This is a genomic window from Actinomycetota bacterium (assembly GCA_004297305.1).
Classification (GTDB): domain Bacteria; phylum Actinomycetota; class Actinomycetes; order S36-B12; family FW305-bin1; genus FW305-bin1.
In genome coordinates, this window is sequence record SCTR01000001.1 from 1 (window position 1) to 18,041 (window position 18,041).

Genomic DNA, 18,041 nt, shown 5'->3' on the forward strand with positions numbered 1-18,041 from the left:
TCCTGCTCACCGAATGGCGCGACTACCGCGACCTGGACCCCACCACCACCGCCACCTGGGTCACCCACCCCCGCATCCTCGACGCCCGCAACGCCCTGAACCCCCACACCTGGCGCACCGCCGGCTGGACCTACAAAGGCATCGGCCGCCCCTAACGCTGCAGCGCGGGCGACCGTGAGCCGAACTATCGTGCGAGCCGGAATAGCCTGAGGGAGAACGGGTGTCAGGCCGTCGCCGGTTTGGCCAGCGAGGCGACCCAGGCGCGGCTGGCGTCGTACGACGGCAGCAGACCGCGTTCGGCCGCCTCGGCCAGCGTCGGTGCGGCGGCGTCCTTGGCCGACAACACCGGCTCGAGGTCGGTGGGCCAGGCGATGCCGATCGCGGGGTCGAGCGGATGCACTTCGTGTTCGCGTTGCGGGGCGTACGGCGTACTGCACAGGTACACCACGGTCGAGCCGTCCTCTAGGGCGCAGAACGCGTGGCCGAGACCCTCACCGAGATAGATCGCGCGGCGATCGGTGGTGTCGAGCAGGACGGAGTCCCACTGGCCGAAGGTCGGTGACCCCACCCGGATGTCGACGACGACGTCGAGCACGGCACCGGCGACACACGTCACGTACTTCGCCTGGCCTGGCGGGACGTCGGCGAAGTGGATCCCGCGCAGGACCCCACGGGCCGAGACCGAGCAGTTCGCCTGCGCCAGTGAGAACTCGTGGCCCACGGCAGCGCTGAAGGACGGCGAGGTGAACCACTCGAGAAAAGCGCCTCGCTGGTCTCCGAACACCTGCGGGGTGACCGAATAGGCGCCCTCGACGGACAGCGCGGTGATCTGCACGGGCGGCAGGTTACTTTGCGTCCGGGCCGGCGAAACCCACCGGTCCCAGCCGGCGGCGGGCCAGGGCCTCGCCCTTGGCGACCGCGGTGTCCCGCAGTTCGAGCGCAAACGCGTCGAGCCGTTGTCGCAGTTGCTGATCGCTCACGGCCAGGATGCGGGCGGCGAGCAGGCCGGCGTTGCGCGCGTTCCCGATTCCGACGGTGGCGACCGGGACCCCCGCCGGCATCTGCACGATGGACAGCAACGAATCCAGCCCGTCGAGTCGTTCCAGCGGAACGGGGACGCCGACCACCGGCAGCGCGGTGACCGACGCGAGCATGCCGGGCAGGTGCGCGGCGCCGCCGGCACCGGCGATGATGACCGCCAGCCCACGGGCGGCCGCGTTGCGGCCGTAGGCGATCATCTCGTCGGGCATCCGGTGCGCCGAGACCACAGCGACCTCGTTGCCGATTCCCAACTCGTCGAGGGCAGCGGCGGCGGCGGACATGACGGGCCAGTCGGAATCGCTGCCCATGACGACGCCGACCACGGGCGAACCGGCCAGCGGGGAACGGTCATTCATCGATGACTCCGGTGAGGTAGTCCGCGGCGTGGTGCGCGCGGGCCAGCAGGTCGTCGAGCTGATCGCCGAGGACGGTCACGTGCCCGACCTTGCGGCCGGGCCGAACCTCCTTGCCGTACATATGGATCTTCAATTCGGGATCGCGTGCCAGGCAATGCAGGTACGCGTGGTACAGGTCCGGCTTGTCACCGCCCAGCACGTTGACCATCACGGCATACGGCGCGAGCATCCGCGGCGAGCCGAGCGGCAGGTCGAGCACCGCACGCAAATGATTCTCGAACTGGCTGGTCACCGCGCCTTCGATCGACCAGTGCCCGCTGTTGTGCGGGCGCATCGCCAGTTCGTTGACCAGCAGTTCGGTACCGGTGTCGAACAACTCCACCGCGAGCATGCCGACCACGCCGAGCGCGGCAGCGATCTGCAGCGCGATCTGCTGCGCGGCAGTGGCTCGCTCGGCCGGCAGCTGCGGACACGGCGCCACCACCTCGGTGCAGATCCCGTCGGTCTGCACCGTCCGCACCACCGGATAGGCGACGGCCTGACCGTGCGGCGAGCGTGCCACCTGCGCGGAGAGTTCACGGACGAACGGCACTCGCTGCTCGATCAGCCAACGGGCGCCCGGAGCCAGCGGGACGTCGTCAACCAGCGCGACCGCGGCAGCCGGGGAGTCCAGGGTCCACACACCGCGCCCGTCGTAGCCGCCGCGGGAGGTCTTGGCCACCACCGGCCACCCGGTGCGCTCGGCGAAGCCGACGATGTCCGCCGCCGAGGACGCCACGGTCCACGGCGGGCACGGCACACCGGCAGCCGCGAGCGCCTCCCGCATGACGACCTTGTCCTGGGCGTGCGCGAGCGCCGCCGGCCCGGGCCGCAGCACCACGCCCGCGGCGCTCAGGGCGGCGAGCTGATCCGGCGGTACGTGCTCGTGGTCGAAGGTGACCACGTCGCAGTCGCGGGACAGCGCCTGCAGCGCGACGAGGTCGTCGTGGCTGCCGATGACGACCTCGGGGATCACCTGGGCGGCGCTCTCCTGCGCCGACAGCGCGAGCACCCGCAGCCGCACGCTGAGCGCCTCGGCCGCGGGAGCCGTCATGCGGGCGAGCTGGCCGCCTCCGACGAGGCCGACGCGTGGCCAGCGACTCGTCATGGGCCGACCCTATCGACGGCCGGGACGTCGCAGGAATGTCGCAGAATCATGAGCGGCGGGTCGCGGGGCTGCCCGGCCCGGCCGGATCCCGTGCGTAGACTCGGCGTCCTCATGACCACCTCACCGCCGACCGGCCCCGCCGACGCGAATACCGACGACGGCGGCCACGGTCCGGTCGCCGCGTCCCCGGCGGCGAGTGGTCCGGCCGCCGGCCGGCCCGCGGCCGCCGCGAAACCCGCGCCCCGCTCGGCGGCGAAGAAGCCTCCACGGCTGGTGAGCATCGTCACCGACGGGGTACGCCGGATCGGGCACGAAGCGGCCAAGTTCGGTGTCGTCGGGATCGTGGCGTACATCGTCGATATCGGGCTGTTCAACCTGCTGCGCTACGTCGGCTCCGGCCATTTCTACGAGAAGCCGCTGACCGCGAAGGTGATCAGCACGGTCGTCGCCGCGACGGTCGCCTACCTCGGCAACCGGCACTGGACCTGGCGTCACCGGGAGCGGACCGGATTCGCCCGCGAATACACGCTCTTCTTCCTGTTCAACGGCATCGGGCTGCTCATCAGCGTGAGCTGCCTGTGGGTGTCGCACTACGCCCTGGGCCTGACCTCGGCGTTGGCGGACAACATCTCCGCCAACGTGATCGGCGTCGGGCTGGCCACCCTGTTCCGGTTCTACGCTTACCGCCGGTGGGTGTTCCCGCAAGCGGTGGGCGAGGACCTCGAAGCCGTCGAGCGCGACGCGGTCACGCCGTACTAGCCGCCGTCACGCCGTACCACCTGCTCGACCCGGTCACGCCGTACTGGCCACGAGCCCGCGGTCCTAGCAGTCAGTCTCGCCCTCCTGCGGAGCGACCGGCAGGAACAGTCCCAGCACCGGCGGCGCGGTCGACAGCAGCTCGAGCCGCCCGCCCTCCGCCTCGGCCAGCCGCCGTGCCAACGACAGTCCCAGCCCCTGGCCGCTCCCCGTCGTCACACCACGTTCGAAGACCCGGCCGCCGATCGCGGTAGCGATTCCCGGACCCTGGTCGGACACCTCGATCACGACCCATCCCGCGCTACGGCGGGTCCGCACCACGACGGTGCCCGCGCCGTGCTGCAACGCGTTGTCCACCAGCGCGGACAGCACCTGCGCGGCAGCCCCACCGCGGGCACGTGCCCGCAGCTCGGTGACCCCGGCCCGCAGCAGGGTGCGGCCCCGAGCCAGGTACAGCGGCGCCCACTCCCGAGCCACGCTGATCACCAGGTCGTCGACGTCGATCACCGCGTCGCCGGCCGCGGCCCCCTCCCGATGCAGCGCGACCAGGTCCGCCACGACGGCGGTCAGCCGCTCCACCTGACGTTGCGCCGCGGCAGTCTCCTCCCGCACGACTGTTGCGTCGTCAGCCTGCGCGGCCAGCTCCTCCAATCGCAGGCCGAGCGCCGTCAGGGGCGTCCGCAGTTGGTGGCTGACGTCCGACACCAGCCGCCGCTCCGCCTCGACCACCCGGGCCAGCCGCTCGTTGCTGTCCCGCAACCGTTCCGCGACGCGATCGACCTCGGCGATGCCAAACGTGGCCGGTGCCGGCACGACCGGGAAGGACCCCATGCTGGCCGCGACACGCTCGAGTTCGTCCAGCGCCGCGACGACCCGGCGGTCACGTCGGCGCGACGAGCCGACGACGTACGCCACCACCGCCCCGCTGACCAGCAGAATCGATCCGACGGCGACGTAGTACATCCAGACGCCGCTCAACCGGGCATACGCGGTCACCCGCGTGCCGTCGGTGGCGACCGCCTCGTGGGCGTACACCCGGCCGCCCTCGGCCTGCGTCGCCACGACCGTCCGGCCGTCGGGCAGTCGCACCACGACGTCGACGCCGGGACCGGCCACGGCCAGCAGGAAGGCCGCGGTGATCGGCGCGGAGCTCCGGGCTACCGGATCGGACAGCCGCGCGGTCACCGCGACGAGGACCCGGTCGGCCGCTGAGGTCGCGGAGTTCTCGCCGCGCCGCTGGACGTACAGCCCGGTCGCGATCATGCCCGCGACGATGAGCGTCACCACGACGGCGACGACTGCGGCTCGCTTCCTCATTGCTGCGCCAGCGCCTGCGGTTGGGCGGTCACAGCAGAGCCGTCGGAGGGGACTCGCCACTGCGGGTACGGCGACCCGACGGGGTCAACCCGTCGACGTCGAGGCGATACCCGATTCCCCGCACGGTCGTGATGACCGGATTGCCGCGCCGGCCCGGTTCCGCGCCGTACGCGAGCTTGCGCCGCAAGGCCGAGACGTGCACGTCGACGGTCTTCGTCGCCCCCGCCCACGTCACGTGCCACACGTCGTGGACGAGCTGCTCCCGCGAGATCGTCGTGCCGTGCTTGGTCGCCAGCACCAACAGCAGCTCGAACTCCTTGGGCGTCAAGGCGATCTCGTGGTCGCCGATACGCACCCGCCGAGCCGCCGGATCGATCCGCAGCAGTCCGGTCTGCACGACGTCCGGAGCGGTGGAACGGCGAACCAGGGCCCGCACGCGCGCCAGCAGTTCGGGCGTACGGAACGGCTTGCTCACGTAGTCGTCGGCCCCGGCGTCCAGGCTGACCACCAGGTCGGCGGGGTCGGCGCGGGCAGTCAGGATGAGGATGGCGATGTCGTCCCCGGCCCCCCGCAGCCGGCGGCAGACGTCCAGGCCGTCCATGTCGGGCAGGCCGAGATCGAGCAGGACGACGGCCGGGCGGGCCCGGCGAACGGCGGCCAGGGCGGCTCCCCCGGTGGCGACGACGGCTACTTCGTAGCCCTCGCGCTGCAGGACCCGAGTGAGCGGTACGGCGATGTCCGGATCGTCCTCGGCCAGCAGGACCCGCGTCACGGGCCGATGCTAGGACCGCTGCAGCCGGCTGTCCGCCAACGCACCGGTGGTCAGTTGTCCGGCGTCCAGCCGCCGCGACGCCGCCTCATTTCATCGTCCTCCTCGTGCAGCCGGTTGACCTCCCGCTGGATCGTCTCGACGCTGGGGACGTCGTTGATCACGAGGGGTTCGTCGCTGGCTGAGACCACAGACAGCCGGCCGTAGTTCAGGATCCGCCCCAGCACCGTGATGTCGAAGGACACGTTGTTCACCTTCGATAGCGGCATGTCGCGGCCCTGCCGGGCGATGAACCCGGTCCGCACGATGATCCGGCGGTTGGTGAAGACGTAGTCGGTGGTCAGCCAGTAGATGAACGGGCGGGCCGTCCACACGATGAGGATGAACACGGCGACGCCGAAGATCGCCCAGCGCCCGACCGACCGGACGGCGTCGCTGTCGGAGAACCAGTCGCCCCACTTGGTCCACAGGAACACGCCGACGAAGATCACGCCGAGGAGCCAGCACAGCGGCGGCAGCAGGGCGCGCCAGTGCGGCTTCATCTCGAACTCGATCGTCTCGCCCTCGCCCAAGAGCCGCGCCGGATAGCCCATGCGCGCATCGTGGCACGGACCCGCCACGCCGCGGGTCAGCCACGACAGCCCGCGGCAATCGGCTCAGTCAGGTCGGCCGGCTCAGTCGCTTGGCCGGCCTGGTCGCTCGGGCCGGCCCAGTCGCTGTGCCGGCCCAGTCGGTGCAGCCGCTCAGTCGGCCCGCAGGTGGACCACGTCGCCCGCGGCGACGACCACGGTGCTGCCGGCCGAGTCGACCAGCAGCGACCCGTCCCGGTCGAGGCCGACTGCGCGGCCACGAAGCGGCGGCGCCGCGGGACGGCTGACCTCGACCAGCACGCCGAGCGTGCGGCACGCGGCGAGGTACTCGTCGTGCAGCCCGCTGGCCTGCGCGTCGAAGTCGTGTGCAGCCCACTGCTCGTACGCCGTCAGCAGCGACGCGACGGCGGCGGCCAGCAGCTGTTCCCGCGGCAGCGGGCTGGCGCCGGCCAGGACCAGGGACGTGGCGGCGGGCACCGGCAACTCGTCGGCGCGCAGGTCGACGTTGATCCCGACACCGAGCACCGCCGCCACCGCCTCGGGCTCCGGCGCGGGCAACGCCTCGCAGAGGATGCCGCCGAGCTTGCGTTGCTGCCCGTCCTGTTCGACCACGAGATCGTTCGGCCATTTCAGGCCGACGTCCACCGCCGTCTCGGCCCGGACGGCGGCGGCGACCGCGACCCCGGTCAGCAGCGGCAGCCAGCTCCACGCCCGGGCCGGCAGCCCGGCAGGTCGCACCACCACGGAGAACAGCAGCCCCGAGGACGGTGGGCTGTCCCATCGCCGGTCCAGCCGGCCTCGGCCGGCCGCCTGATGGTCGGCAGCCACAACGGTGCCGGCAGCCGCGCCCGACCGGGCCGCCGCGGCGGCCTCGGTGTTGGTGGACCCGGTGCTGGCTAGCAGCCTCACCGGGATTCCGGCCCGATCCCGTGCGGCGAGCGCCTGACGCAGCGCCGTGGCGTCCAGGGGCGACCGGGGTGGCGGGGGCACGTCGCTAAGGTACGACCGACCGTCGAGAGGATGTCTGATGAGCGCGACCGCGCCCGATCCCACCGCACCGGATCCGCACAGCACCCGGGGCAAACTCGCCGAGCTGGACCGGCGACGCGACGAGGCGCAGGGTCGCCGCCAGGCGGCGATCGACAAGCAGCACGCGCGCGGCAAGCAGACGGCGATGGAGCGCATCCTCGCGCTGCTCGACGAGGGGTCCTTCCAGCAACTCGACGGCCTCGCCCGGCACCGGTCGTATGCCTTCGGGCAGGAGAAGAACCGGCCGTACGGCGACGGCGTGGTCACCGGCTACGGCACCATCGACGGCCGCCCGGTGTGCGTGTTCGCGCAGGACTTCACCGTGTTCGGCGGCTCACTCGGCGAGGTCTTCGGCGAGAAGATCGTCAAGGTCATGGACCTGGCGATGAAGACAGGCTGCCCGGTGATCGGCATCAACGACTCCGGCGGCGCCCGCATCCAGGAGGGCGTGGTCTCCCTCGGCCTGTACGGCGAGATCTTCCACCGCAACGTCCTGGCGTCCGGCGTCGTCCCGCAGATCTCGCTGATCATGGGTCCGTGCGCCGGGGGGGCGGTCTACTCGCCGGCGATCACCGACTTCGTCGTCATGGTCGACCAGACCTCCCACATGTTCATCACCGGTCCGGACGTCATCAAGACCGTCACCGGTGAGGACGTCGGATTCGAGGAACTCGGTGGCGCCCGGGCGCACAACACCCGTTCCGGCGTGGCGCACTACATGGGTCACGACGAGGCCGACGCGCTGGACTACGTGCGGGCGCTGCTGTCGTACCTGCCGAGCAACAACCTCGAACAGCCCCCGACGGTCGCTACCGCAGTCGATCTCGAGATCACCGACCACGACCGCGAACTGGACACCCTCGTCCCGGATTCGCCCAACCAGCCGTACGACATGCACAAGGTCATCGAGCATGTCTTGGACGAGGACGAGTTCCTCGAGGTGCAGCCGCTGTTCGCGCCCAACATCATCTGCGGGTTCGGTCGCGTCGAGGGCCGACCGGTCGGCGTCGTGGCCAACCAGCCCATGCAGTTCGCCGGCACCCTGGACATCGAGGCGTCGGAGAAGGCGGCGCGCTTCGTGCGCACCTGCGACGCGTTCAACCTCCCGGTCCTGACGTTCGTCGACGTACCGGGCTTCCTCCCCGGCACGTCCCAGGAGTGGAACGGGATCATCCGCCGCGGCGCCAAGCTGATCTACGCGTACGCCGAGGCGACCGTCCCCCTCGTCACGGTGATCACCAGGAAGGCGTACGGCGGCGCGTACGACGTCATGGGCTCCAAGCACTTGGGCGCCGACGTCAACCTCGCCTGGCCCACAGCGCAGATCGCGGTCATGGGGGCTCAGGGTGCGGTGAACATCCTCTACCGCAAGGAGATCGCCGAGGCGGCCGACAAGGAAGCGGCCCGGGCTCGGCTGATCACCGAGTATGAGGACCACCTGGCCAATCCCTACATCGCCGCCGAGCGCGGCTACGTCGACCGGGTGATCCATCCCCGGGAGACCCGCACGTCGATCATCCGCGCGCTGCGCACCCTGGCCACCAAGCGGGCGAACCTGCCGCCGAAGAAGCACGGGAACATCCCCCTATGAGCAGCGGAGACGAGCCGGGCCGGCCGGTGCTGCGGCTGGTCCGGGGGTCCGCGACGCCGGAGGAGATCGCCGCGCTCGTCGCGGTCGTGACGGCCGCCGCCCGCGCCCCGCAGCCCGAACCGGCAGCACCGGCCTCCCAGTGGGCGTCGCCGTGGCGCCAGGTGCGCAGGCCACTGCAGGTGGGACCTGCCGGCTGGTGGGCATCCACGCTGCCGAGGTGACGGGTCGCGGCGAGGCGTCCGTGCTTGTCCTCGCGAGCGCGTCACCGGCGCGTCTGGCCGTGCTTCGCGCGGCCGGGCTCGACCCGCTGGTCCGGGTGAGTTCCGTCGACGAGGCCGCGGTAACCGCGGCCGCCGATGCCGCCGTACGGCGTGACCCGCGCCGCTTGGTCGCCGTCCTCGCCGCCGCGAAAGCCGACGACGTGGCCGCGAGCGGCGCCGCCGATCCTGCGCTGGCCGGCAGTCTCGTCCTGGGCTGCGACTCCATGCTCGACCTCGCCGGCACGGCCTACGGCAAACCGGCGACTGCTCGCCTCGCGATCGAACGGTGGCGCGCGATGCGCGGCCAGCGCGGGCTGCTGCACACCGGGCACGCGCTGATCGACGTCGAGTCCGGTCGGCGGCGGGACGCCGTACGGTCGACCGTCGTCCGGTTCGGCTCCCCCGGTGATGACGAGATCGCGGCGTACGTCGCCTCCGAGGAGCCCTTGGCCGTCGCCGGCGCGTTCACCCTGGACGGCCTCGGCGCCGCGTTCATCGACGGCATCGACGGCGACCCGTCGAACGTGCTGGGCGTGTCCGTTCCATTGTTGCGCAGCATGTTTGCCGACCTGGGCCGCTCCTGGACCGCGGGCTGGCCCCGCCGATCGGCGTAACCGAGTCCGCGCAACTACCCGGTCAGTGACGAGGCAGTCAGCGGTGGCGGCCCGGCCGCAGCCGCGACACCGCCAGCAACACGGCACCGGCCACCAGCAGCGTGCCGGCCAGCAGTCCGGCGCCGAGTGCGCCGGAGCCACCGGTCTGCGGCAGCACCCCACCGGCCGCGGTCTGCGCGCCGCTCGGGGTCGCTGCCGCGCCCGACGTCTCACCTGAGGTCGGCACGACCGCTGGTGACGAGGACGTGGTCGGCACCACTGTGGCCGGCGCGGTCGTGGCCGGGGCGACCGGCGTGGCGGTGGTCGTGGTGCCCGAGGGAGTCGGCGTCGCCGTGCTCGTCGTCGCACTGGGAGTGGGGGTGGACGTGGCGGTCGGCGACGGTGTCGTGGCGGTCGGCGTGGGAGTCGGGCTCGGCTTTGGGCAGCACGTGCCCGACAGCGGCACGCTGCCGACGCTGCTGCCGGTGTGACCATCCGGCCACGCGGCGGAGACCGTGAGGGTGGCGACCTTCGACGTGCCCGGGACGGCGGTCTGCAGCACGGTGATAGTCGGGTACGTCGAACCCGTGGCGGCGGGGACCGGCGTGGCGGTGGCCGCGCTGCTGCCGATCCCGCTGAGCGTCGTCCCGCCCGGCGAGACACCCGTCGCCCAGACCGTGCCGGGCAGCGACCGGTGATTGGCCAGCGTCCAGGTCACGACATACGTACCCATGGTCTCGTCGCAGCTCGCGGTCCCGGAGATCGTGCCGCCGGCCGAGGCCGGCCCGGCCGTGAGCGCGACCGCGCCGACGGCGAGCAGCGGCGTAGCGAGCAAGGCGAGCCGACGAGCGGTGATGATGGTGGCCATGGATCCCGTCCTGACGTCATACCGGGGGGTGGGCGCAGGAACCGGTCCGCCGACGAGGGAAGGTCACCAGCAGGCGATGCCTGCGAGCGACCGAAGCCGACCCGGTCACGCACCAGCGAGGTTAAGCCCACGCTGTGCGACCACCCGTGACCCGTTCGGCGTGTCCGTCAATCACGCCGAGTATCGGACGAGATCGGGACGGCCCCCTCACGCGTCCACAACCACGATGAGCCGCTCCAACCGGAGCGGCTCATCGTGGGTCCTTGCACAGGCTCGCGTCAGCTGTGACGTCCCCCGGGCCGGCGAGCTGCCACCACGAGGCCGGCGCCGCCCAACAGCGCCCCGGCACCGATCAGCCCGACGGCGAGCGTCCCGGCCGAACCACCGGTCCGCGGCAGGGTGCCGGCGGCAGGTGTCGTCGTCGCCGGTGCCTCGGTCTGCGTGTCGGACGCGGCCGGCGTCGACTTCTTCGTCGGCGACGAGGTCGGGGACGTGGTCGAGGCGGTCGGCGTCGGCGTGATCACCGGTGCCACCGGCTGCGACGACGTCGGCGTCGGAGTCGGCGTGGTCGGCGTCGGGGTCGGCGTCACCTTGGTGCACGGCGTACCGGGCAGGGCGATGTCGCGCGACTCCGTACCCGACGGCGCGCCGTTGGGCCCGATCTCGTAGTCGATGGTGATCCCGGCCGAGGTCGACGTCCCGGGAATCCCGGACTGGACCAGCACGACCGAGCCGTCGCCGGGCGCCGTGGCGTGACCCGGGTTGATCGAGCCGCCGCCACGGACCGCGACCACGTCGCCCTGTCGGGCGACGTTCATGTCGTTGGTCAACGTCCAGGTGACGGTGTAGGTGCCGTCGGAGGTCACACACTCGGCGACGCCGGTGATGTCCCCTCGGTAGGCGAAGGCCGGCGCGGCGCTCAACGCGACGAAGGCGCCGGTCCCGACGAGGCCGGCGGCGACCGCGAAGATCGCGCGGCGGCTTGTCCTGCTGGTGGTCATCACTGGCTCCCTGAAGCTCGTGCGCTGGCGTCGCGTCCTCCGTGAGGAGGCATCCCGTGGTCCTGACCGCCCCGAGACCCCCACGACGACTGTTCGCGACCACGGTAGAGGTCACTGTCAGTCAGCAGAACCACGAGATCACTCGTCCTGCCGTCGGACGAACGTACGACTCAGCTGTCCCAATGGCCCAATGCACAACACAGCGTGAGCAGCAGTGTGACGGATCGCACCGCCGTACTGCTCCAGCCGGTCCGCCGGCGGTGGCCTGGCGCGGCGACGCCGTCCACCCGACATGACCGACCCGACACGATGCCGAAGCGCCCCGGATCCCTTCGGCGGCCCCCGCGTCGCTACAGTCACCCGGGGCCTGGCGGCGGTCCAGCGCCCGGATTCGACCCTGGCGCGAGCCGTCGCGCCAAGAGGAGCTCACGTGCAGAAGGTGCTCATCGCCAACCGCGGCGAGATCGCGATCCGGGTGGCGCGCGCGTGCCGCGACGCCGGTCTGGCCTCCGTCGCGGTGTATGCCGACCCGGACCGCGACGCGCAGCACGTCCGTGCCGCCGACGAGGCCTACGCCCTCGGCGGCGGGACCGCAGCCGAGAGCTACCTGGTCATCGACAAGCTCATCGACGTGGCCCGCCGCTCCGGCGCCGACGCCGTGCACCCCGGCTACGGCTTCCTGTCGGAGAACGCCGACTTCGCCCAGGCGGTCATCGACGCCGGGCTGACCTGGATCGGCCCGCCGCCGCAGGCCATCCGCGACCTCGGCGACAAGGTGTCGGCGCGCCACATCGCCACCCGCGCCGGCGCCCCGCAGGTGCAAGGAACCGCCGACCCGGTCAAAGACGCCGACGAGATCGTCGCCTTCGCCACCGAATACGGCCTTCCCATCGCGATCAAGGCGGCGTTCGGCGGCGGCGGCCGCGGCCTCAAGGTCGCGCGCACCATCGAGGAGATTCCCGAACTCTTCGACTCCGCCGTACGGGAGGCGGTCGCAGCGTTCGGCCGCGGCGAGTGTTTCGTCGAGCGGTATCTCGACCGTCCCCGTCACGTCGAGACCCAGGTGCTGGCCGACAGCCACGGCAACGTCGTGGTGGTGTCCACCCGCGACTGCTCCTTGCAGCGCCGGCACCAGAAGCTGGTCGAGGAGGCGCCCGCGCCGTTCCTGTCCGAGGCGCAGATCGCGGAGCTGTACCGCGCGTCCAAGGCCATCATTCGCGAGGCCGGCTATGTCGGCGCCGGCACGTGCGAGTTCCTGGTCGGGCAGGACGGCACGATCTCCTTCCTCGAGGTCAACACCCGGCTGCAGGTGGAACACCCGGTCAGCGAAGAGGTCGCCGGGATCGACCTGGTGCGCGAACAGTTCCGGATCGCCGCCGGCGAGCCGCTGGGGTACGACGATCCGCCGTTGCGGGGCCACTCCATCGAGTTCCGGATCAACGGCGAGGACCCCGGGCGCAACTTCCTGCCGGCTCCCGGAGTGCTCACGGTGTGGCGGGCGCCCAGCGGGCCCGGCGTACGGCTGGACGGCGGTTTCGTCGAGGGCGACGAGATCGGCGGCAACTTCGACTCGTTGCTGGCCAAGCTGATCGTCACCGGGGCCGACCGCAACCAGGCGCTGGCGCGGTCGCGCCGAGCCCTCGCGGAGTTCGAGGTCGACGGCATCGCGACCGCCATCCCGTTCCATCGCGCGGTCGTCGCCGACCCGGCGTTCGCGCCGCCGCCCGGCGTCCCGTTCTCGGTGCACACCCGCTGGATCGAGACCGAGTTCGACAACACGATCCCGCCGTACTCCGGCGCGGCCGTCGACTCCGACGAGGCCGCTGGCCGGCAGACCGTCGTGGTGGAGGTGGGCGGCAAGCGCCTCGAGGTGACCTTGCCGGCGAGCCTGGCCGTGGACACCGCGGCGCCGGCAGCCAAGACCGGTACCCGGCGCGGCGGGCGCAAGGCGGCCGGCGGCGCCTCGGGCGACGCCGTCGCCGCGCCGATGCAGGGCACGATCGTCAAGGTCGCGGTATCCGAGGGCCAGGCGGTCGAGGCCGGCGAGCTGCTGGTGATCCTGGAGGCCATGAAGATGGAGCAGCCGCTGAACGCCCACAAGGCCGGAGTCGTCAGCGGGCTGGCGGCCGAGGTCGGCGCCACGGTGACGACCGGCGCGGTGCTGCTGGAACTCAAGGACGCCTGAGGTACGCCGTTCCCCGGGCAGCCCGGTGCGGGGCCGCTCGGGCTAACGTGGACGGCGTGACCGTCCCGAGATCCACGTCCCGCCCGCCGCTGCCGGCAGGTCGCTACCGTGCTCGCCGGCGATTCGTGCTGCCCCGCTGGGCATTGCTGCTGGCCGTCCTGGCGGCACTGCTGCCGCTCGGCGGCGTCGCCGCCGCGACGACCACCGCCCCGAAACTCGACGCCGTGGTCGCGGCCCTGCGGGCCGATCCGGTCTACAACGATCCCGCTGCGCCGCAAGCACTCAGCCCGGCCGAGGCGAACCAGCTGCGCGATCAGATTCGGGCCTCCGGCGAGCCGATCCGGATCGCCGTGCTGCCGCAGTCGGTCGCGGCCGCCGCCGGCAGTCCCGACAACGTCGTCACTGCCCTGGGCCGGTCGCTGGGCGGGGTGGTCGCGGTCGTCGTCGGCACTGCGTTCCGCGCGGGGCCGTCCAACGCCGTGGTCACCGAGGCCGCGGACAACGCGTTCAACGACCACCGGCCGGACACGTTCGCGGTGCTGTCGGGATTCGTCTCCAACATCGACGACGCCGGTGCAGCAGCTGCCGCCGGCGGGACCTCGCGGGGCGTCGGCTGGGGCGGCCTGATCGTCCTGCTGGTCATCGTCGCCGTGGTGGCGGTGGTGGCCTACCTGCTGCTGCGGCGGGCGCGGCGGATCAGCGCCGCCCGGCTTGCCGAGGTCCGCGCCGTCGTCGACGAGGACGTCACCGAGTTCGGTGAACGGCTGGCCGGTCTCGATCTGAACGATCCGCGGCTCGACGACGCCGGCCGCGCCGACCTGGCCACGGCGTTGACCGCCTACGACCGGTCCAAGTTCGCGGTCGCCGCGATGCGCCGGCCGCAGGACGCCGCCGCGGTGACCACCGCCCTGGAGGACGGGCGGTACGCCGTGTCGTGCGTGACGGCGCGGCTGGCCGGGGAACCTGCGCCCGAGCGACGGCCACCGTGCTTCTTCGATCCACGCCACGGACCCAGCACCGAGGACGTCTCGTGGGCACCCGACGGTGGCGCACCCCGGCCGGTCCCGGCCTGCCGGGCGTGCGCGATCGCGGTGGCCGAGGGCATGCTGCCGGCCGCCCGCGAGGTCCCGGCCGGTGTCGACGGCGAACGGGTGCCGTACTGGCAGGCCGGCCGGCAGTACGCGCCGTACGCCGGTGGCTACTTCGCCAGCTTCGGCAACGTGCTGCCCGCCCTCATGATCGGAACCATGATGGGCAGCATGTTCCACAGCCCCGTCGTGATCAACAACGTCGACAACGGCGGCGGGGACGCGGCCGGCAACGACGGCGGCTGGGGCGGTGGCGACTGGGGCGGCGGGAGCGGCGGCTTCGGTGGTGGCGACCTCGGTGGTGGCGGCGGCTGGGGCGACTTCGGTGGCGGAGGCGGGGACTTCGGCGGGGGCGACTTCGGCGGGAACTGACGCGGCCGGTCTGCCACGTCGCCCGCTCGGCGGTAACGGCCTCCCCCGCCGCCGTCGATGCGACAGCCATGAGCTCGCTGTCGCGCCGTACCGTCCCGGCGGTCGTCCTGGCCTGGTCGGTCGCGGCCAGCTGCCTCGGCTCGGGCTCGTTCGCTGCGGCCGGCCCGCCGACCGCAGCCGCTGACGGCGGTTCGCCGAAGCTGGCGGCCGCCGTGCTGCTGCCGGCACGATCGGCCCCGTCCTCGGCGCCGTTGCCCGGTACGGCGTGCCCGGTGTTCCCCGCGGACAACGTCTGGCACGCCGACGTCCAGCGGCTGGCGGTCCACCCCCGGTCCCGGCAATGGCTGGCCGCGACCGGTGCCGGTAAGCGGCGGCTGCATCCGGACTTCGGGCCGTCGTACGGCGAACAGTCCGAGCCGTACGGCATCCCGGTCACCGTGGTCGGCGCCGGGCACGGGGCCGTCGGGGTCGACTTCGACTACGCCGACGAAAGCGACCGGCGCCCCTATCCGCTGGGTGACGACACGCGGATCGAGGGCGGCCGCGACGCCCGTGGCGACCGGCACGCGATCGTGGTCGACGCCACGACCTGCACCCTGTACGAGACCTGGGACACCCATCCCGGTTCGCCACGCTGGTCCGCCGGCTCCGGCGCGGTATGGGACCTGCGGTCGAATGCTTTGCGGCCCAAGGGATGGACGTCGGCTGATGCGGCCGGCCTGCCGATCCTGCCCGGCCTGCTGCGCTGGGACGAGGTGGCCGCAGGCAAGGTCGACCACGCGATCCGCTTCACCGCAAGTACGACGTCGCGGACCTTCGTGTGGCCGGCTCGGCACCAGGCCGGGGCGACGTCGGACAAGGCGTACCCGCCGATGGGCGCCCGCTTCCGCCTGAAGAAGTCGTTCTCGTTGCGGGGCTACTCCGCGCAGACGAAGGTCGTGCTGCGCGCCATGAAGCGGTACGGCCTGATCCTGGCCGACAACGGCTCGTCGTGGTATTTCCAGGGGACCGCCGACCCGGCGTGGCCGGACCACTTGATCGAGCAGCTCAAGCGTGTGCCGGCGAAGGCATTCGAAGCAGTGAACACCCGACCGTTGAAGGCATCCGCGGACTCCGGCCGCGTCAGGTGACCCGGCGAGGGCGCAGGATCATCCGCGGCGAAGCACCCCTTCGCGGTGCAACCGCCGAGCGGCCTCGCCGATCGTCCCGGTGAGACTCGGATACACGCTGAACGAGTGGGCGAACTGGTCCACGTTGAGGCGTTCTTCGACGGCGATGGCCAGCGGATAGATCAGTTCGCTGGCCCGCGGAGCGACGATCACTGCTCCCAGGATCGTCCCGGATCCCCTGCGGCAGAACAGCTTGACGAACCCGTCGCGGAACCCGAGCATCTTCGCGCGCGGATTGGTCGACAACGACATCAGGCAGGACACCGCATCCAGCCGGCCACTGGCCACCTCCGCCTCGCCGGCACCGACGGTGGCGATCTCCGGATCGGTGAACACGTTGGACGACACCGTCTTCAGTTCCAGCGGGTTCACCGCGTCACCCATCATGTGCCACACCGCGATCCGGCCCTGCATCGCCGCGACCGAGGCCAGCATGAGGACGCCGGTACAGTCGCCGGCGCCGTAGACGCCGCGCGCGGTAGTCCGGGACACCCGGTCCACGGTGATGAACCCGCGGTCGTCGGTGGCGACGCCGGCGCCGGCCAGCTGCAGGTCCTCGGTGTTGGGGATGGAGCCGACGGCCATCAGGCAGTGCGAGCCGGCCACGACCCGGCCGTCGGCGAGGTCGACCTCGACCCCGTCCCCGATCCGGCGGACCGCACGCGCCCGGGACCGGCTGAGCACCGTCATACCGCGGCGGGCGAACACGTCCTCGATGACGGTCGCGGCGTCGGGATCCTCGCCGGGCAGGACGAGGTCCCGTGAGGACACCAGGACGACGTCGGAACCCAGGGCGTTGTACGCCGACGCGAACTCCGCGCCGGTGACTCCGGAGCCCACGACGATCAGCCGCTCCGGCAGTGCCGGCAGGTCGTACACCTGCTCCCACGTCAGGATGCGTTCCCCGTCAGGCTCGGCGCCGGGGACGATACGTGGCCGGGCGCCGGTGGCCAGCAACACCATGTCCGCGGCGAAGGTCTGCTCGCCGTCGTCCCCGGTGACCACCACCCGCGACGGACCGTCGAGCCGGCCATGACCGGCCACGACCCGGACGCCTTCGTCGACCAGCCGGGCCCGGATGTCGTCGCTCTGCCGCGCGGCCAACGCCTTGACCCGCGCGTTGACGACGCCCAGGTCGACCCCGACCAGACCTGGGGTGGCGGGCGCGCCGCCGAGCCGGACGCCCAGTTCGCCGCTCTCGGCGGCCAGCGTCATCACCTCGGCGGTGGCGATCAACGTCTTGCTCGGCACGCAGTCGGTCAGCACGGCCGAACCGCCCACGCCGTCGGAGTCGACGAGCACCACGTCGCCGCCGAGCGCGGCGGCGACGATCGCGGCCTCGTACCCGCCGGGGCCGCCGCCGACGATCACCACCGAGGTCACGCCGACATTGTCGCGGGCCGCAGCGGCGCCCGGGGCAAGGACCCCTACGCTGCGGCTCATGGCGCTCTACGCGGCGTACGGGACGAATCTGTCCCCTCACACGATGGCCGTGCGCGCCCCGCACTCACCGGTCCGCGGGACCGGCTGGCTCGACGGCTGGCGGCTGACCTTCGGCGGTGAGGACCTCGGCTGGGACGGTGCGCTCGCCACCGTCGTCGAGGACTCCGCGGACCGGGTGTTCGTCGCGTTGTACGACGTGACCGAAGCAGACGAGCAGTCCCTGGACGACTGGGAAGGCCTGGAGATGGTCCGTTGGACCAAGATCCGGGTGCGGGTGTCCACTCAGGACGGCGAAGTCCTCGCCTGGCTGTACGTCCTGGATGCGTACGAGGGCGGCCTGCCGTCGGCGCACTACCTGGGTGTCATCGCCGAAGCGGCCGAAGCCGGTGGCGCGCCGGCGGACTACGTCGCCTGGGTGCAGTCGCGGCCGTGCCATTCCGGCGGCGCCTGACCGGACCGGTACTAC

General features: G+C 72.1%; 19 protein-coding genes. 9 read left to right on the forward strand and 10 right to left on the reverse strand.

The features are described 5' to 3' along the window. A partial coding sequence (locus EPO13_00005; protein ID TAK71260.1) for a UDP-glucose 6-dehydrogenase occupies positions 1 to 155 on the forward strand: 155 nt, incomplete at its 5' end. 68 nt (positions 156 to 223) lie between these two features. Here EPO13_00005 and rfbC read toward each other — a convergent pair. Genes rfbC through EPO13_00020 form a run of 3 tightly spaced genes read right to left on the reverse strand, consistent with a single transcriptional unit; the run spans position 224 to position 2,544 of the window. Then, a complete protein-coding gene (rfbC, locus tag EPO13_00010) occupies positions 224 to 835 on the reverse strand; it encodes a dTDP-4-dehydrorhamnose 3,5-epimerase (protein ID TAK71261.1) in 612 nt (203 codons plus the stop codon). 10 nt (positions 836 to 845) lie between these two features. Next, positions 846 to 1,397: a 5-(carboxyamino)imidazole ribonucleotide mutase gene (gene purE / locus EPO13_00015; GenBank protein ID TAK71262.1), complete on the reverse strand. Its 552-nt coding sequence runs from the start codon at positions 1,395 to 1,397 to the stop codon at positions 846 to 848. Next, a complete protein-coding gene (locus EPO13_00020; protein TAK71263.1) occupies positions 1,390 to 2,544 on the reverse strand; it encodes a 5-(carboxyamino)imidazole ribonucleotide synthase in 1,155 nt (384 codons plus the stop codon). The genes purE and EPO13_00020 overlap by 8 nt, the downstream gene beginning before the upstream one ends. A 270-nt stretch (positions 2,545 to 2,814) precedes the next feature. On the opposite strand from EPO13_00020, the gene EPO13_00025 reads away from it, so the two are divergent. Further along, positions 2,815 to 3,303: a GtrA family protein gene (locus EPO13_00025; protein ID TAK71339.1), complete on the forward strand. Its 489-nt coding sequence runs from the start codon at positions 2,815 to 2,817 to the stop codon at positions 3,301 to 3,303. Between the two features lie 63 nt (positions 3,304 to 3,366). On the opposite strand, the gene EPO13_00030 is transcribed toward EPO13_00025, so the two are convergent. The 4 genes from EPO13_00030 to EPO13_00045 all read right to left on the reverse strand — a co-directional run bounded on the left by EPO13_00030 (position 3,367) and on the right by EPO13_00045 (position 6,966). Next, entirely contained in the window at positions 3,367 to 4,617 is a 1,251-nt protein-coding gene (locus tag EPO13_00030) for a HAMP domain-containing histidine kinase (protein ID TAK71264.1), read from the reverse strand. A 28-nt stretch (positions 4,618 to 4,645) separates the two neighbouring features. After that, positions 4,646 to 5,389, reverse strand: coding sequence for a response regulator transcription factor (locus tag EPO13_00035; GenBank protein TAK71265.1), 744 nt, complete (start codon positions 5,387 to 5,389; stop codon positions 4,646 to 4,648). A 50-nt stretch (positions 5,390 to 5,439) separates the two neighbouring features. Continuing rightward, on the reverse strand, positions 5,440 to 5,979 hold the full coding sequence (locus EPO13_00040) for a PH domain-containing protein (protein TAK71266.1): 540 nt from the start codon (positions 5,977 to 5,979) through the stop codon (positions 5,440 to 5,442). A 150-nt stretch (positions 5,980 to 6,129) separates the two neighbouring features. Beyond that, positions 6,130 to 6,966: a biotin--[acetyl-CoA-carboxylase] ligase gene (locus tag EPO13_00045; protein TAK71267.1), complete on the reverse strand. Its 837-nt coding sequence runs from the start codon at positions 6,964 to 6,966 to the stop codon at positions 6,130 to 6,132. A gap of 37 nt (positions 6,967 to 7,003) precedes the next feature. On the opposite strand from EPO13_00045, the gene EPO13_00050 reads away from it, so the two are divergent. The 3 genes from EPO13_00050 to EPO13_00060 are packed head-to-tail and all read left to right on the forward strand — an operon-like array spanning position 7,004 to position 9,470. Beyond that, positions 7,004 to 8,596 (forward strand): acyl-CoA carboxylase subunit beta, encoded by a 1,593-nt coding sequence (locus EPO13_00050; protein TAK71268.1) that lies wholly within the window; start codon positions 7,004 to 7,006, stop codon positions 8,594 to 8,596. Further along, the gene (locus EPO13_00055; protein TAK71269.1) at positions 8,593 to 8,817 is read left to right on the forward strand and encodes an acyl-CoA carboxylase subunit epsilon; all 225 of its coding nucleotides are present in this window, start codon (positions 8,593 to 8,595) and stop codon (positions 8,815 to 8,817) included. The genes EPO13_00050 and EPO13_00055 overlap by 4 nt, the downstream gene beginning before the upstream one ends. Positions 8,818 to 8,837: 20 nt before the next feature. After that, positions 8,838 to 9,470, forward strand: a complete 633-nt coding sequence (locus EPO13_00060) for a septum formation inhibitor Maf (GenBank protein ID TAK71340.1) — start codon at positions 8,838 to 8,840, stop codon at positions 9,468 to 9,470. Between the two features lie 37 nt (positions 9,471 to 9,507). On the opposite strand, the gene EPO13_00065 is transcribed toward EPO13_00060, so the two are convergent. Then, the gene (locus EPO13_00065; protein TAK71270.1) at positions 9,508 to 10,317 is read right to left on the reverse strand and encodes a hypothetical protein; all 810 of its coding nucleotides are present in this window, start codon (positions 10,315 to 10,317) and stop codon (positions 9,508 to 9,510) included. 278 nt (positions 10,318 to 10,595) lie between these two features. Beyond that, entirely contained in the window at positions 10,596 to 11,318 is a 723-nt protein-coding gene (locus EPO13_00070) for an LPXTG cell wall anchor domain-containing protein (GenBank protein TAK71271.1), read from the reverse strand. Positions 11,319 to 11,748: 430 nt separating this feature from the next. Between EPO13_00070 and EPO13_00075 the strand changes: the two genes are divergently transcribed. From EPO13_00075 to EPO13_00085, 3 genes are all read left to right on the forward strand, one after another. Then, positions 11,749 to 13,503, forward strand: a complete 1,755-nt coding sequence (locus EPO13_00075; GenBank protein ID TAK71272.1) for a biotin/lipoyl-binding protein — start codon at positions 11,749 to 11,751, stop codon at positions 13,501 to 13,503. Between the two features lie 56 nt (positions 13,504 to 13,559). After that, positions 13,560 to 14,963, forward strand: a complete 1,404-nt coding sequence (locus EPO13_00080) for a hypothetical protein (GenBank protein ID TAK71273.1) — start codon at positions 13,560 to 13,562, stop codon at positions 14,961 to 14,963. A 68-nt stretch (positions 14,964 to 15,031) separates the two neighbouring features. Further along, positions 15,032 to 16,093 carry a hypothetical protein gene (locus tag EPO13_00085; GenBank protein ID TAK71274.1) on the forward strand — a complete coding sequence of 354 codons (1,062 nt, stop codon included), beginning with the start codon at positions 15,032 to 15,034 and terminating at the stop codon, positions 16,091 to 16,093. A gap of 18 nt (positions 16,094 to 16,111) precedes the next feature. Here the strand turns inward: EPO13_00085 and EPO13_00090 are convergent, their stop codons facing one another. Continuing rightward, on the reverse strand, positions 16,112 to 17,575 hold the full coding sequence (locus tag EPO13_00090) for an NAD(P)H-quinone dehydrogenase (GenBank protein ID TAK71275.1): 1,464 nt from the start codon (positions 17,573 to 17,575) through the stop codon (positions 16,112 to 16,114). On the opposite strand from EPO13_00090, the gene EPO13_00095 reads away from it, so the two are divergent. Further along, positions 17,574 to 18,026: a gamma-glutamylcyclotransferase gene (locus tag EPO13_00095; GenBank protein TAK71276.1), complete on the forward strand. Its 453-nt coding sequence runs from the start codon at positions 17,574 to 17,576 to the stop codon at positions 18,024 to 18,026. The genes EPO13_00090 and EPO13_00095 overlap by 2 nt on opposite strands. The last annotated feature ends 15 nt before the right edge of the window (positions 18,027 to 18,041 follow it).

Coding starts and splice junctions, on each gene's coding strand:
- EPO13_00070 (TAK71271.1), bottom strand. CDS start 11,318: ATGACCACCAGCAGGACAAGCCGCCGCGCGATCTTCGCGGTCGCCGCC.
- EPO13_00065 (TAK71270.1), bottom strand. CDS start 10,317: ATGGCCACCATCATCACCGCTCGTCGGCTCGCCTTGCTCGCTACGCCG.
- EPO13_00020 (TAK71263.1), bottom strand. CDS start 2,544: ATGACGAGTCGCTGGCCACGCGTCGGCCTCGTCGGAGGCGGCCAGCTC.
- EPO13_00095 (TAK71276.1), top strand. CDS start 17,574: ATGGCGCTCTACGCGGCGTACGGGACGAATCTGTCCCCTCACACGATG.
- EPO13_00040 (TAK71266.1), bottom strand. CDS start 5,979: ATGGGCTATCCGGCGCGGCTCTTGGGCGAGGGCGAGACGATCGAGTTC.
- EPO13_00090 (TAK71275.1), bottom strand. CDS start 17,575: ATGAGCCGCAGCGTAGGGGTCCTTGCCCCGGGCGCCGCTGCGGCCCGC.
- EPO13_00050 (TAK71268.1), top strand. CDS start 7,004: ATGAGCGCGACCGCGCCCGATCCCACCGCACCGGATCCGCACAGCACC.
- EPO13_00030 (TAK71264.1), bottom strand. CDS start 4,617: ATGAGGAAGCGAGCCGCAGTCGTCGCCGTCGTGGTGACGCTCATCGTC.
- EPO13_00085 (TAK71274.1), top strand. CDS start 15,032: ATGAGCTCGCTGTCGCGCCGTACCGTCCCGGCGGTCGTCCTGGCCTGG.
- purE (TAK71262.1), bottom strand. CDS start 1,397: ATGAATGACCGTTCCCCGCTGGCCGGTTCGCCCGTGGTCGGCGTCGTC.
- EPO13_00055 (TAK71269.1), top strand. CDS start 8,593: ATGAGCAGCGGAGACGAGCCGGGCCGGCCGGTGCTGCGGCTGGTCCGG.